This window comes from Azospirillum sp. UENF 112521, assembly GCF_058780665.1.
This window is the reverse complement of sequence record NZ_JBSNCI010000009.1, coordinates 403,936-418,854: the sequence shown is the minus strand read 5'-3', so window position 1 is coordinate 418,854 and position 14,919 is coordinate 403,936. Positions and strand designations below refer to the sequence as shown.

Genomic DNA, 14,919 nt, shown 5'->3' with positions numbered 1-14,919 from the left:
GGCCGCCGAAAGACCCGAGCCGTCAATCGATTGCCAACCCTCCTGCGAATTGGTAGAGGAACTAATTCTTCCTCGTACCGCACGGCTCTCCGCGATGCCCACGTCCGGCAGCACAGTCACCCGCCGTGCCCTTCTGATGCTGCTCGCCGCCGCCTTCGCGCTGCTGGCGATTATCGTGATGTCGGGGTGGCTGGCAGACAGCACTCAGCAATATTCCCGCTCGGTCAGCCGGATATCGTCCCTGCGCGTCGCCGCCGGGACCCTGCTCAGCCAGTTGCAGGATGCCGAGATCGGACAGCGCGGCTACCTGCTGACCGAGGACCGCCAGTATCTCAAGCCCTACGAGACGGCCGTCGCGGCGGTGGACGCCACCATCGCCCGGCTGCGCGAGCTGGCCGACGGCGATGCCGGCGAGCTGCGCATCCTCGACCATCTCGTCGATCTGGCTGCGGCCAAGCGGCAGGAGTTGGCGGAGACCATCGCCCTGATGGAGGCCGGACGCCGGGACAACTCCCTAGCCATCGTGCAGACCGGGCGCGGCATGAGGCTGATGGACGATGCCCGGCGCTCGCTCGCCGACCTGATCACCCCCGCCGATGCGCAGCTCGACACCCAGCTCCGCGCCCTGACCGGGCAGGCCAGGACATCGGGATGGGTGGCGATCCTGGGCGGCCTGTTCATCCTGCTGGTCGTCGGCGGTGCCGTGTGGATTGCGGTCGGCTACACGCGCGCCCTCATGCAGGCGCAGCGTGCGATCCAGGCCCTCAACGATTCCCTGGAGCAGCGCGTGTCGGACCGCACCATGGAGTTGCAGCGGGCCAACGGCGAGATCCAGCGCTTCGCCTACATCGTCAGCCACGATCTGCGCGCGCCGCTGGTCAACGTGATGGGCTTCACCAGCGAGCTCGAAGCGGGGCTGGCCAGCGTAACCGCCGATCTCGATCGCCGACCGGCGGATGGCGACGACGCCACGGCGGCGGAGGCGCGGCGGGCGGTCGCCGAGGACATGCCGGAGGCCATCGGCTTCATCCGCACGTCGACGACGAAGATGGATCGTCTGATCAACGCCATCCTCGCCTTGTCGCGCCAGGGCAGCCGGACGCTGAACCCCGAACCCGTCTCCATGCAGGCTCTTGTGGAAGCCGTGGCCGCCAGCAACCGCCACCGGGCCGGCGAACTGGGCTGTGCCGTCGACATCGCCGGCCCGCTGCCGTCGCTCGTCTCCGACCGGCTCGCCCTGGAGCAGGTGTTCGGGAACCTGCTGGACAATGCGATCAAATATCTCGACCCCGCCCGGCCCGGCCGGATCGCCATCCGCGGACGGTCGGAAGCGGATTCGCTGATCTTCGAGGTCGCGGACAACGGCCGCGGAATTGCACCGCAGGATCACGAACGCATCTTCGAGCTGTTCCGCCGGTCCGGCGTGCAGGACCGTCCGGGAGAGGGAATCGGCCTCGCCTATGTCCGCACGCTCGTCCGGCGCCTGCAAGGCGATGTCACTGTCGATTCCGTTCCTGGACAGGGCAGTATCTTTCGCATAAGCCTTCCGAAAGTTCTTGCCCTGTCCCCGGAGAAGCCCGCTCATGAATCGTGACCCTCAATCGGTCTGCATCGTCATGATCGAGGACGACGAGGGACATGCCCGCCTGATCGAGAAGAACATCCGGCGGGCCGGCGTCACCAACGAGATCGTGCCCTTCACCGACGGCACCAGCGCCCTCGATTACCTGTTCGGTCCGGACGGAAGCGGACAGGCCAGCATGGGCCGGGCGCTTCTGATCCTGCTGGATCTGAACCTGCCGGACATGACCGGGGTCGATATCCTGTCCAGGCTCAAGGCGAACCCCCACACCAAGCGCTTCCCCGTCGTGGTGCTGACCACCACCGACGACCGGCAGGAAATCCAGCGCTGCTACGACATCGGCGCCAACGTCTACATCACCAAGCCGGTGAACTACGAAAGCTTCGCCACCGCGATCCGGCAGCTCGGTCTGTTCTTCTCCGTCATCCAGGTTCCCGAGGCGGAGGCATGACCGACCCGGCCATACGCATCCTCTACATCGACGACGACGTTGCCCTGGCCCGGCTGGTGCAGCGGAAACTCGAACGGCGCGGCTACGCGGTGGAGTGGGCGAAGGATGGCCGGGACGGGTTGGAGCGGCTTGAACAGGGCGGCATCGCGGTGGTCGGGCTGGACCACGAGATGCCGGGAGCGACCGGGTTGGACATACTGCCCGCCCTGCTGGCGCGCGAGAATGCCCCGCCGGTCATCTATGTCACCGGTGCCGGCGACACGCGGGTGGCCGTCGCGGCGCTGAAGGCCGGTGCTGACGACTATGTTCCCAAGGAGACCGGCGAGGGATTCTTCGATCTGCTGGCGGCGGCCATCGAGCAGGCGCTCGAAAAGGCCATTCTGCGCCGGGAACGGGAGCGCGCGGACCGGGAGATGCGCGCCGCACGGGACCGGGCGGAGCTGCTGCTGCGGGAGGTCAACCACCGGGTCGCCAACAGTCTGGCCCTGGTGGCGGCCTTCGTGCGGATGCAGCGGTCAAGCCTGTCCGATTCCATGGCCCGCACCGCCCTGGACGAGACCCAGCTGCGCATCACCGCGATCGCCGGCATCCACCGAAGCCTCTACACCTCCGACGACGTCCGCTCCGTCCGCTTCGACGCCTATCTGGAAACGCTGCTCGCCGAAATGCACACCGCCATGGCGTCCCAGCGCCCGGACAGCTTCGTCGTCGTCGCCGACGAGGTCTCCGTGCCGACCGACAAGGCCGTGTCCCTGGCGGTCATCGTGACCGAACTGGTCACGAACGCCTGCAAATACGCCTATCCCGACGGCCGGGCCGGCAGCATCCGCGTGCGGGCGACGGCTGCCGAAGGGCAGCTGTCGGTGAGCGTCGAGGATGACGGAGTCGGCTTCTCCGGCGACGATGCCCCCCAGGGAACCGGCCTCGGCACCCGCATCGTCCAGGCGATGGCGGCCAGCCTGGGGGCGCTGCTGCATCATGACCGTCAGCATGCCGGCACCCGGGTGACGCTGACGATGCCGCTGCAACCGCTCTGACCGCCGCAGACCGCTCCTGTCAGGGGCCGGGCAGGAGACCCTCGGCCATCCATCCAAACCCCATGGACAGGATGCCGCACCCAAGCTATATCTCCGCCGGCAAGGTGAGTAAGCACTCACTTATCACAAGCGACTGACCCGGCACCCTCCGATGGCCCCCTTCTGATGGCCCCGCGCCTCGACAGCCACGCCCGCAAGCGGGCGATCCTCGACGCCGCCTTGCCGCTGTTCGCACGCAAGGGCTTCGCCGCGACCACCACCAAGGAGATCGCGCAGGCCGCCGGCGTGTCGGAGGCGCTGATCTTCAAGCATTTTCCGTCCAAGGCCTCGCTCTACGAGTCGATCTTCCTCAGCTGCATCGACGGCGATCCGGAATATGAACGGCTGGTGGCGTTGCCGCCCAGCACCAGCACGCTGGTGCAGATGATCCAGGGGATGGTGAACTACTTCGTGATCGAGCTGCCGGCCGATCCCGACGAACGCGCCCGCCATCGCCTGTCGATCATCAGCCTGCTCGAAGACGGCGAGTTCATGCGGCAGGTTTTCGAGGGCATCCGCAGCCGCTTCCTGCCCTGCTTCGCCGCCTCCATCGAGGCCGCGACCGCCGCCGGCGACCTGCTGCCGGGTCCGGTCGATGCGGAGAACGGATTCTGGCTCGCCGAGCATCTTTGCGAGATGATGGCGACCGTCTGCCTGTCCGGCGGGGCCATCGTACCCTATCCCTGCGGCCGTCCCGACCTTGCGCGCCAGACGATCTGGTTCATCCTGCGCGGGCTCGGCCTGCGTGACACCGCCATCGCCGCGCATGAAAGCGGCGGACGCTTTCCCTTCGTGCCTTCCCAGCCGCCGCCGGAGCCGCCGCCACATGGCGCAGCCAAGCCCGCAAATGGCGCAGCCAAGCCCATGAATGGCGCAGCCGAGAATGACGAACCCACACCCGAGAGACCGGAGTAGCCGATCGTGACCCTGGACCATTCGCCAAAGACCGAGACGTCATTCGGCCACCCGGCGTCCGAGCCGGGTCGCGGGGCGCCTCCCCCACCTCGCCGCCGCGCAAGCCGGTGACGCGCGGGCGGCTGACCGTGCGCATCGTCATCACGCTGGTGATCCTGGGACTGCTGGGTGCGGGGCTGTACGGCTTCAACAGCTTCCGCGCCAAGGCCATCGCCGACTTCTTCGCCAACAACAAGCCGCCGCCCACCCCGGTGGCGCTGGCCGAGGCGACGGTGCAGACCATCCCGAAATACCTGACCGCCATCGGCACGCTCCAGGCGGCGCGTCAGGTGACGGTAGCCCCCGAAGTCGCCGGCCGCATCGACCGCATCCCCTTCGAATCGGGCGCCCGCGTCAAGGCCGGCGACCCGCTGGTGCAGTTGAACGACGCCACCGAGCAGGCCGACCTGCTGGCCCAGCGCGCCCAGGCGCGTCTGGCCGAGCTGAACCTGGAGCGCTACCGCGACCTGCGCCGCAGCCAGGCGACGCCCCAGAGCAACGTCGACCAGTATCAGGCGCAGCTCGACGAGACCAACGCCAACATGAAGCGCACCAGCGCGCTGATCGGCCAGAAGCTGATCAAGGCGCCGTTCGACGGCGAGCTGGGCATCCGGCAGGTCAATGTCGGCGACTACGTCAATCCCGGCGCCACCATCGTGACGCTGACCGACCTGTCGCAGCTCTACATCAACTTCACCCTGCCGGAGCAGAGCTTCACCAAGCTGTCGGTCGGCCAGGGCGTGCTGATCAACGTCGACGCCCTGCCGGGCCGCGATTTCGAGGCGAAGATCACCACCATCGAGCCGCAGGTCAGCGCCGACACCCGGGCCGTCAAGGTGCAGGCCACCATGGACAACCGGGAGCGCCAGCTGCGGCCGGGCATGTTCGCCAATGTCCGCGTCGTCCTGCCGCCGCAGCCCAACACGCTGACCGTTCCGGAAACCGCGGTCGACTACACGGTCTACGGCGATTCGGTCTTCGTCGCCCAATCGCAGAAGACCCAGGACGGCAAGGAGCAGCTGGTGGTGGAGCGCAAGCCGGTCAAGGTCGGCGACCGCCTCGCCAACCGCGTGGAGATCCGCAGCGGCATCAACCCCGGCGACCGCGTCGTGGTGTCGGGCCAGCTGAAGCTCGCCAACGGCGCGGCCGTGGTCCCGGCGGAGAAGAATCCGCTGACCCCGCCGCAGACCCTGCCGCAGAACTGAGGCCGACGCCATGGGCAGTTTCACCGATATCTTCATCCGCCGGCCGGTCCTGTCGCTCGTGGTCAGCCTGCTGATCCTGCTGGTCGGGGCCCGCGCGCTGCTGGAGCTGCCGATCCGGCAGTATCCGCAGTTGCAGAACACGGTCATCACCGTGACCACCAGCTATCCCGGCGCCTCGCCGGAGCTGATGCAGGGCTTCATCGCCACGCCGATCGAACAGGCGGTCTCCTCGGCCGAGGGCCTCGACTATCTGACCTCCTCCTCCACCCAGGGGCAGAGCGTCGTCACCGCCTATGTCCGGCTGAACTTCGACCCCAACGTCGCGATGACCGACGTGATGGCAAAGGTGCAGCAGGTCAAATACCAGCTGCCACGCGAGGCCAACGACCCGGTCATCCTGAAATCGACCGGCGAGACCACCTCGATCCTCTATATGGGCTTCTCCAGCCCCGAATTGTCGGGAGCGGCGATCTCCGACTACCTGACGCGCGTGGTGCAGCCGGTGCTGTCCACGGTGGAGGGCGTCGCCCGCGCCCAGATTCTGGGCGGCCAGACCTTCGCCATGCGGCTGTGGCTCGACCCGGTCAAGATGGCGGCGCGCAACATCTCGCCGGCCGACGTCTCGGCGGCGGTGGCCGCCAACAACTACCAGTCGGCTCCCGGCCAGACCAAGGGCGTCTTCGTCATCTCCAACGTCACCGCCAACACCGGCCTGACCGACGTTGAGCAGTTCCGCGACATGGTGGTGAAGGCCAAGGACGGGGCGCTGGTGCGCATGCGCGACATCGCCACGGTCGAACTCAGCTCCAAGAGCTTCGACGCCAGCGTGGCGATGAACGGGCAGCAGGCGATCTTCATCGGCATCGACAGCACCCCCACCGGCAACCCGCTGAACATCGTCGCCGACATCCGCAAGATGGAGCCGGAGCTGCGGCGCAACCTGCCGCCCAACATGAACATGGAGATCGTCTACGACAGCACCCGCTTCATCCAGGCCTCCATCGACGAGGTGGTGAAGACGCTGCTGGAGGCGGTCGCCATCGTCATCGTCGTCATCTTCCTGTTCCTCGGCAGCCTGCGCTCGGTTCTGATCCCGGTGGTGACGATTCCGCTGTCCATCGTCGGTGCGGCCACCTTCATGCTGGCTTTGGGATTCTCGCTGAACCTGCTGACGCTGCTGGCGATGGTGCTCGCCATCGGCCTCGTGGTCGACGACGCCATCGTGGTGGTGGAGAACATCCACCGGCATATCGAGCACGGCAAGTCGAAGGTCGCCGCGTCGCTGATCGGCGCCCGCGAGATCATCGGGCCGGTCATCTCGATGACCATCACGCTGGCGGCGGTCTACGCCCCCATCGGCCTGCTCGGCGGCCTGACCGGCGCGCTGTTCCGCGAATTCGCCTTCACGCTGGCCGCGTCGGTGATCGTGTCGGGTGTGGTGGCGCTGACCCTGTCGCCGATGATGTGCTCCGTCATTCTGAAGGAGGGGGAGCCGGGCCGCTTCGCCGCCTTCCTCGACCGCCAGTTCGAACGGCTGGCGGGCTGGTACGAGCGGCGGCTGCACGGCATGCTCGACTATCGCGCCGCGACCCTGCTGTTCGCGGTCGGCATCCTGCTGTCGGTCGGCTACCTGTTCGCCAACACCATGTCGGAACTGGCGCCGGAAGAGGACCAGGGCATCCTGTTCGGCATCTCCAAGGGGCCGCAATACGCCAACCTCGACTACATCGACAGCTTCGGCAAGCAGATCGACGAGACCTTCGCCGCCTTCCCGGAGACCGACACCCGCTTCATCCTGACCGGCCTGCCCACCCTCAACCAGGGCTTCGCCGGCATGATCCTGAAGCCGTGGGGCGAGCGCAAGCGGTCGGCCAAGGAGCTGCAGCCGCTGGCCCAGGCCGAGTTGGGCAAGGTGACGGGCATCAACGTGTTCCTGGTGTCGCCGCCGGCCCTGCCCGGCTCGACCGGCGGCCTGCCGGTGCAGATGGTGATCTCCAGCCCCGGCGACTACCGCACCATCTTCGACGCCATCGAGCGGATCAAGGACGCCGCCACCAAGAGCGGCATGTTCATCGTCACCGACAGCGACCTGCAATATGACAGCCCGGTCGTCCGGCTGAAGATCGACCGCGCCAAGGCCGCCGATCTCGGGCTGACCATGCAGTCGGTGTCGAGCACGCTGTCGGTGCTGGTCGGCGGCAACTACGTCAACCGCTTCAACCTGAACGGCCGCTCCTACGAGGTCATTCCCCAGGTGCCGCGGGCCGAGCGCCTGACTCCTGAGTCTCTGACTAACTACTACGTCACCTCCGGTTCGGGCGCCCAGATCCCGTTGTCGACCGTGGTGTCGGTGGAAACCGCGGTGGAGCCCAACGCGCTGAACAAGTACAACCAGCTGCCCTCGGCCACCTTCTCCGCCGTGCCGATGCCGGGCGTCTCGATGGGTCAGGTCGTCGAGTTCCTGGAGGAGCAGGCGCGCACCCAGCTGCCGGCCGGCTTCAACCACGCCTACCTGTCGGAATCGCGCCAGTTCGTGACGGAGGGCAGCCAGCTGATGGTCACCTTCGCCTTCGCGCTGATCGTGATCTATCTGGTGCTGGCCGCGCAGTTCGAATCGCTGCGCGACCCGCTGGTCATCCTGGTGTCGGTGCCGATGTCGATCTGCGGCGCGCTGCTGCCGCTGTTCTTCGGCGTCGCCACCATGAACATCTACACCCAGGTCGGTCTGGTGACCTTGATCGGCCTGATCTCCAAGCACGGCATCCTGCTGGTGGAGTTCGCCCGCGAGATGCAGCTCAACGAGGGCGTCGACCGCCGCACCGCCATCGAGCATGCCGCCCGCGTCCGCCTGCGCCCGATCCTGATGACCACCGCGGCGATGGTGGTCGGCCTGCTGCCGCTGCTGACCGCGGCGGGTGCCGGTGCGGCCAGCCGCTTCTCCATCGGTCTGGTCATCGTGTCGGGCATGCTGATCGGCACGCTGTTCACCCTGTTCGTCCTGCCGGCCGTCTACACCCTGCTGGCCAAGGACCACTACGCCGCCTCCCGCTCCAACCGGGCGGAGCAGCTGCGCAGCACGACCTGACGCGCCGTCGGGCATCCTTCGACGAAACAGGCCCCTCCCAACCGGGAGGGGCCTGTTTTCGTTCGGAGCTTTCTTTCGGGGCCTCTCACCCCGCCAGCTCCGCCGGCACCGGCAAATCCTCGCCCTCCTCGCGGCGGAGCATCCAGATCATCCAGCGTTCCGTGTGGATCAGCAGGCGCCGGGTCTCGACGCTGTCGCAGCCGCGGCTGTGACTGCGCAGGAGGCGGATGGCGCGGCAGATGGCGGACTGCGGGTCCTGGGCTCGTTCCGGCACGGGCGGGGTCCTCGGTGGCTGTGCGGGGGTTGATGCGGGCTCTCCGACACATAGCGGACCGGTCCGCAACCAAAGCGTGATCTTTCTTGGCTTCGTGCAGAATCCTGTCCGGCCGCCGTTCCGAAGTTGCGCACCTCCGCCGGAATGATGCGGGGTGTGACGGTCAAAGGTCCAAGGAGCGCCGCCAGCAGTGGGTGTTGGCCGGTTCATGCCCGGCAAAGGCCACCCTGTGCGCTCTTGCCCCTACCTGCGGCATTTATCGAATGTTATATCTTTCGTCCTAGACCACCGCTCGGGCCGCCGCCGTCACGAATGCTGTCCGTCCAAGCGCCGGCATTTCAAACCTGCAGTCCGTAGGGAGCCGAAAGCCATGACCAAGCGACCGTTCGTCCGCCTCGCCGCGCTCTGTTCCGCCGTGCTGTGCGGCCTGGCGGCCACCGCTCCGTTTCCGGCTCTGGCAGAGGAGCAGGCGTTCCGCATCGGCATCGCCCCGCACACCAGCGCCCGCGTCATCATCGAACAGTACCAGCCCGTCCGCCGCGCGGTGGAGGCGGCGCTGGGCCGGCCGGTGGAGATCGTGACGGCGCCCGACTTCACCGCCTTCGCCCGCCGCGCGGTCGAGCAGGACTACGACATCGCCGTGACCACCGGCCATCAGGCGGAGATGCTGCGCAAGGATGCCGGCTACCTGCCGCTGCTGACCTACAAATCGGACTTCCGCGCCGTGCTGGTGACGGCGGCCAAGGGTCCCTACCGGACGGTCCAGTCGCTGGCCGGCACCACCGTGCTGGGGCTCAGCCCATCGTCGCTGGTCACCCTGTGGGGCCAGCACTGGCTGGCCGAGCAGAAGCTGCCCAACATCCAGCTCCGCTATGTCAGCGCCGCCGACAGCGTGGCCCAGCTGATCCTGGCCGGCGACGCGTCGGCCGGCTTCATGTCGCTGGCCAACCGCGCCAAGCTGGCGCCGGAGGTGCAGGCCCAGCTGTCCACCGTCGCCGAAAGCCGGTCGATGGCCGGGCGCGTCTATATGCTGAACGGCAAGCAGGCCACCCTGGCCGAGCCGCTGCGCAAGGCGCTGTTCGCCTTCGGCGAAACCGCGGAGGGCCGGACCTATTTCGACGCCAACCAACTGGGCGGCTACCGCCCGGTCACCGACGAGGAGCTGGAGGCGATGGAGCCGCTGGCCGACGAGGTCCGGAGCGTCCTGAAGGCCGGGAAATGATCCTGTCCCGTCTGGCGCCCTGGAAGACGCTGCGCGGGCGCATGCTGGCCGCCGCCATGGCGGTCGAGGCGATCATGCTGACCCTGCTGGTCGCCAACAGCGTGCGCCTGCTCTACGGCAGCCTCGCCGAACAGGCCAAGCTGCATGCCGAACAGGTGGCGCCGGTGCTGAACGCCGCCCTGGTGGCGCCGCTGGCCCAGCGCGACTATGCGACCCTGCAGGCGGTGCTGGACGAAAGCCGCTCCACCGGCGGCGTGCTCTATCTCGCCGTCGCCGACAGCAAGGGCAAGCTGGTGGCGACCAGCGGCTGGCCGCAGGACCGCAGCCTGCCCGCTCCCGACCCGACGCTGACGCTGGACGCCAAGGACGGCGTCGCCCGCTACGACGTGACGGTGCCGGTGTCGCTGGCCGGCCAGAAGCTGGGCACGGTGCAGTTCGGCCTGGAGCTGGCCCACATCGTCCAGGCCCGCCGCGACCTGCTGACCCAGGGCATCGCCATCGCCCTGTCGGAGATCCTGCTGTCGGCCGGGCTGCTGACCCTGCTCGGCCTGTGGCTGACCCGCCATCTGGCGGCGCTGGCGCGGGCCAGCGAACGGGTGGCGGCCGGCGATTACAGCCCGCCGGCACTGGCGGAAGGCGACGACGACATCGGCCGGCTGGGGGCCGCCTTCAACACCATGTCCCACGCCATCAAGGAGCGCGTCGACCAGCTGACCGTGGCCCTGGACGAGCAGGAGGCGCTCGCCCGCGACATGGAGCAGGAACGCGCCCGCCTGTCGGCCCTGCTGTCGGCAATGGATTTCGGCGTGCTGTTCGTCGGCGCCGACGGGCGCATCGCCTATGCCAACCCGGCCTTCTCCGCCCTGTTCGCCATTGCCGGGGCGCCGGTCGGCCACCGGCTGGACGAGACGCTTGCCAATGCCGGCAACGCCCCCAGCGACACCGACCACACGCTGCTGTCGGCGGTGGACGGCGACGAGCGGCGCGAGATGACGCTGACCGACGGGCGCATCGTCAGCTGGCACAATGTGCCGGTGCGCAATGCTGCCGGGACCGCCATCGGCAAGCTGTGGCTGTGCATCGACGTGACCGAGCCGCGGCGCGCCGCCGAACAGCTGCTCCAGGCCAAGGAGAAGGCGGAAGCCGCCAGCCGGTCGAAGACCGAATTCCTGGCGACCGTCAGCCACGAGCTGCGCACCCCGATGAACGGCGTGCTGGGCAACCTGACCCTGCTGGCCGATGCCTCGCTGCCGGCGAAGGAGAAGCGGCTGGCCGACGTCGCCCGCCGGTCGGCCGAAACGCTGCTGCGGCTGTTGGACGACATCCTGGACCTGTCGAAGCTGGAGGCCCGGCGCATCGACCTGGAGGAGGCCGACTGCGCCCTGCCCCAGCTGATCGACGGCGTGCTGGAGGTGCTGCGCCCCAATGCCACCGACAAGCGGCTGGACCTGTCGGCCCGGCTTATGCCGTCGGTGCCGGAGGTGATCGTCACCGACCCGGCCCGGCTGCGCCAGATCCTGTTCAATCTGGTCGGCAACGCGGTGAAATTCACCGAAGACGGCCACATCGCCGTGCGGGTGCGCCGGCTGGATCGCGACCCTGCCGAGTCCGCTCCCCAGGGCCGCCCGGACTCCTTCCTGCTGGAGTTCGAGGTGGAGGACACCGGCATCGGCATCGCGCCCGACTCGGTGCCGACCCTGTTCGACCGCTTCACCCAGGCCGACAGCTCGATCACCCGGCGCTATGGCGGCACCGGGCTGGGGCTGGCGATCTGCCGCGACCTCTGCCTGCTGATGGGCGGCAGCATCGCCGTCGACACCGCTCCCGGCCGCGGCAGCGTCTTCCGCTTCACCATCGTCGCCGGTCCCGGCGATCCGTCGGCGCTGCGCCGCGTCGATGCCGGCCACGGAACCAGCCTGGGCGAGGCCGCGCGCGTCGCCGCCTTGCCGCCGCTGCGCGTGCTGGCGGTCGACGACATCGAGGTGAACCGCGACATCGTCCGCGGCATCCTGGAACGCGCCGGCCACAGCGTGGCGCTGGCCGCCAGCGGCGGCGAGGCGGTGCGCATGGTCCGCGACCAGCCCTTCGACCTCGTGCTGATGGACATCCAGATGCCGGGCATGGACGGGCTGACCGCCACCCGCCGCGTGCGCGACCTCCCCGGAGACAGGGGCAGCGTGCCGATCCTGGCGCTGACCGCCCATGCGTCGGGCAGCTCGCGGCCGGAATGCCTGTCGGCCGGAATGAACGGCTTCGTCACCAAGCCCTTGCGTCCCGCCCTGCTCTTCGCCGAAATGGCTTCGGTGCTGGGCAAGGGCAATGGCGGGAACAGCCCGCCCCCCACCCCGGAACAGGCCGCTCCCGAATCCCCGTCTCAGAAGGCTGACATGACCGCTATCCCGGACGCCGACCTGCTGGACGAAGAACAGGTATCGCTGCTGCTGGAGGTGCTGACGGCCGACGACTGGGCCGCCTCCATCGCCGGCTTCACCGAGAATGGCCGCAAGACCATCGACGGCCTAGTCGCCCAGGCACGCGCCGGAGAGCCGCACAACCGCACCGCCCACACGCTGAAGGGCACCTCGCTCAATCTCGGCGCCGCCGCCCTCGGCCTGTTGGCGAAGGAGTTGGAACACGCCCCCGCCGCCGCGGTTCTGGAACAGGAAGGGCGTCTCTACGAGCTGCTCGACCGCTCGCTCGCAGCATTGGCCGCACGCACGCCCATGAACGTCTGAACGGATAAGCCGACGGTTGGACAGCACCCATCAGGCAATGGCGGCTTCCACATTCGGACAGGTGGTCGCGGCACAAAAGCTTCCCTGAAGCGTTGATCCATCAGGACAACGACCAGAGAGGCACCATGAGCGAGCTTGCGGACGATCTCGACCAATGGACCGGCACGCGGTCCGGGGTGAGGATTGACCGGGTGCGGCCGGCGGTTCGCCAGGCGATGACCGCGGCCGGCTTCACGCCGATGGATTTGGGCGACGGCAGCCATGCCTGGTATCGCCGGTCCGACGACGGCACCCATGCGATGATTTCGCACAACAACGCGCTGGACGGCGACCCGGCGCTCAAGGACTGGATCGTCGGCCAGTATGGCGAGCGCGGCGGCTTCGTCGAGGTCGGCGGCCTGCCCCTGGCCCGCGCGCTGCAAGGGGCGGACGTGCTGCCATCGCCGGTTAGGCCGGACGGATCGCTGGTCGAGGCGCTCTACCCCTCCCTCCAACAGGCACTTGATGATCTGGGGTGATAGTCCAGCCCGAGCTTGCGGATGGCCCAATGGGCGATGACCAAGGTCGGGGTGGACAAGCGGACGGCTGAACGGAAAAGCTCACGCCGGTTGCCGGATGGGATTGCGACCCCCATCTGTCCGCCGACCACCGCTTTGACCAGCAGCGAGCCGCCTGTCCATGGAAGCCGACCGATCCAAGCCCTTGCGCATCCTGCTCGTCGAAGACGAACCGCTGGTGGCCATGGCCATCGAGGATTCGCTGGAAGTCCAGAATGTCGTCGTCGTCGGCCCCGCCGGCACGGTGGCGGAGGCGCTGGACCTGATCGCCGAGGGCGGCATCGACGCCGCCCTGCTGGACGTCACCCTGCGCGGTGAGCGCGTCGATAGCGTCGCCGACGCTCTGGGCGCCAAGGGCATCCCCTTCGTCTTCACCACCGGCCATGGCGCCGCCGGCCTGCCGAAGAGCCATCAGGCCCGCCCGGTCCTGACCAAGCCCTTCCGCGAGGTCGAGATGACCGACGCCATCGACCGCTATTTCCGCGGCGGGGCGTAACGCCCCGCCCCACTGCACCTTGTCCGTCCTGCTAAGCCCGTCAGCCCGGCCGCCCATCGGCCCGCGGCGCCAGCAGGACCGGGGCATAGGCGACGAGGTAGAGGGCGAAGGCGGCGACCCAGGCATAGCCCGACCATTGCAGCGCCCCCCACACCCAGTCCACCGGCAGCAGCGGCGAGGCGGTGCGGCCGGCCGCGGCGAGCGTCAGCAACACATAGGCGGCGACCGTCGCCCGCGACACCGTCAGCGGCCGTCCGGTGTGGCCGAGCGAGGCGCGGCTCATCACCGCCAGGATCAGCGTGGCGAAGGCACCGACCGTCATCGCATGGGTTCCCGAAGCAGCGGGCAGCCCGGCCAGGGCATGCAGCCCACGCAAGGTCAGCGCCACCGGCACCCAAAGATAGCCGACATGCAGGATCCACAGGATCGGCGAGCGCCAAGCCTTCCAGCCCTGCCAACCGGCCAGCCGCATGGCATGGGCCACCGCGGCGGCAAGCGCGATCGATCCGGTGACCGCCGACTCCGGGGCCAGCATCGTCGCCGGGATCAGCGCCAGCGTCAGAACCAGCGTCGGCCGCTCCACCATCGGCCAGGACCGCACGCCGAGGCCGTCCTTGCCGAGCCCGTTGCGGGTGAAGGCCGGCAGGATGCGCCCGCCGATCACCGTCACCATCATCAGGACGATGCCGAGCCCCAGCGCAAAGCCGGCATCAGCCCCGCCGTCCAGCATCTCCAGCCAGTCCAGATGGATCAGCAGGTTGGCGGCGGTCAGCAATCCGATCAGGATCAGGAAGGCGCTGTTCCGCCACTTGCCCGCCTTCACCAGCGGCCGGGCGAGCGCGATGCCGAGTCCCGGCAGGAAGGCGACATCGATCACCGCCGCCACCGGTTCCGGCATGCCGGTCCAGGGGAACACGGCGACGCGGCCGGCGATCCACAGTGCTGCGAGCGCCATCAGCGGCGCGCCGGAGACCGCCCTGGTCCCCGTCCAGCTCGGCACCGCGGTCAGCAGGAAGCCGGCGATGGCGGCCACCACCATGCCGAACAGCATCTCATGCGCATGCCAGGCGCTGGCGCCCGCCGCATGCTCCGGCCATTCGCCGGTCACCAGCACGCCCAGCCAGGCGGCCAGCAGCCCGACAGCGGCCACACCGCTGAACAGGAAGAAGAAACGGAAGCCATACTGGAACAGGATCGGGATGGCGGGGCCGTCGTCACGGCCGGCAAGACTGGGGGAGGACATGGACAGGAACTCCGCAGGACGGGTGCTGCAATGCAGGAT

At 68.4% G+C, this 14,919-nt stretch carries 12 protein-coding genes; 10 read left to right on the top strand and 2 right to left on the bottom strand.

What is annotated here, in order from left to right; genetic code table 11:
• Positions 1–94 precede the first annotated feature (94 nt).
• From ACWPN8_RS33510 to ACWPN8_RS33485, 6 genes are all read left to right on the top strand, one after another.
• Positions 95–1,594, top strand: coding sequence for a sensor histidine kinase (locus ACWPN8_RS33510; protein ID WP_492243912.1), 1,500 nt, complete (start codon positions 95–97; stop codon positions 1,592–1,594).
• On the top strand, positions 1,584–2,033 hold the full coding sequence (locus tag ACWPN8_RS33505; RefSeq protein ID WP_109451340.1) for a response regulator: 450 nt from the start codon (positions 1,584–1,586) through the stop codon (positions 2,031–2,033). Before ACWPN8_RS33510 ends, ACWPN8_RS33505 begins: the two co-directional genes overlap by 11 nt.
• On the top strand, positions 2,030–3,070 hold the full coding sequence (locus ACWPN8_RS33500; protein ID WP_109451338.1) for a sensor histidine kinase: 1,041 nt from the start codon (positions 2,030–2,032) through the stop codon (positions 3,068–3,070). Before ACWPN8_RS33505 ends, ACWPN8_RS33500 begins: the two co-directional genes overlap by 4 nt.
• A gap of 165 nt (positions 3,071–3,235) precedes the next feature.
• Positions 3,236–4,024 carry a TetR/AcrR family transcriptional regulator gene (locus tag ACWPN8_RS33495; protein WP_492243911.1) on the top strand — a complete coding sequence of 263 codons (789 nt, stop codon included), beginning with the start codon at positions 3,236–3,238 and terminating at the stop codon, positions 4,022–4,024.
• A gap of 128 nt (positions 4,025–4,152) precedes the next feature.
• Complete coding sequence (locus ACWPN8_RS33490; RefSeq protein WP_492243910.1) at positions 4,153–5,268, top strand: efflux RND transporter periplasmic adaptor subunit; 1,116 nt, start codon at positions 4,153–4,155, stop codon at positions 5,266–5,268.
• Positions 5,269–5,278: 10 nt separating this feature from the next.
• Positions 5,279–8,353 (top strand): multidrug efflux RND transporter permease subunit, encoded by a 3,075-nt coding sequence (locus tag ACWPN8_RS33485; protein WP_109451334.1) that lies wholly within the window; start codon positions 5,279–5,281, stop codon positions 8,351–8,353.
• A gap of 85 nt (positions 8,354–8,438) precedes the next feature.
• On the opposite strand, the gene ACWPN8_RS33480 is transcribed toward ACWPN8_RS33485, so the two are convergent.
• The gene (locus ACWPN8_RS33480; RefSeq protein ID WP_109050254.1) at positions 8,439–8,627 is read right to left on the bottom strand and encodes a hypothetical protein; all 189 of its coding nucleotides are present in this window, start codon (positions 8,625–8,627) and stop codon (positions 8,439–8,441) included.
• 370 nt (positions 8,628–8,997) lie between these two features.
• Here ACWPN8_RS33480 and ACWPN8_RS33475 point away from each other — a divergent pair, with 370 nt between their 5' ends.
• The 4 genes from ACWPN8_RS33475 to ACWPN8_RS33460 all read left to right on the top strand — a co-directional run bounded on the left by ACWPN8_RS33475 (position 8,998) and on the right by ACWPN8_RS33460 (position 13,637).
• Positions 8,998–9,849, top strand: a complete 852-nt coding sequence (locus ACWPN8_RS33475) for a phosphate/phosphite/phosphonate ABC transporter substrate-binding protein (protein WP_492243909.1) — start codon at positions 8,998–9,000, stop codon at positions 9,847–9,849.
• Positions 9,846–12,584: a hybrid sensor histidine kinase/response regulator gene (locus ACWPN8_RS33470; RefSeq protein WP_492243908.1), complete on the top strand. Its 2,739-nt coding sequence runs from the start codon at positions 9,846–9,848 to the stop codon at positions 12,582–12,584. Before ACWPN8_RS33475 ends, ACWPN8_RS33470 begins: the two co-directional genes overlap by 4 nt.
• 125 nt (positions 12,585–12,709) lie before the next feature.
• Complete coding sequence (locus ACWPN8_RS33465; protein ID WP_109453247.1) at positions 12,710–13,102, top strand: hypothetical protein; 393 nt, start codon at positions 12,710–12,712, stop codon at positions 13,100–13,102.
• A 160-nt stretch (positions 13,103–13,262) separates the two neighbouring features.
• Positions 13,263–13,637: a response regulator gene (locus ACWPN8_RS33460; protein ID WP_109451328.1), complete on the top strand. Its 375-nt coding sequence runs from the start codon at positions 13,263–13,265 to the stop codon at positions 13,635–13,637.
• Between the two features lie 40 nt (positions 13,638–13,677).
• Here ACWPN8_RS33460 and ACWPN8_RS33455 read toward each other — a convergent pair whose 3' ends face one another.
• Complete coding sequence (locus tag ACWPN8_RS33455) at positions 13,678–14,880, bottom strand: NnrS family protein (RefSeq protein WP_492243907.1); 1,203 nt, start codon at positions 14,878–14,880, stop codon at positions 13,678–13,680.
• Between the last annotated feature and the right edge of the window lie 39 nt (positions 14,881–14,919).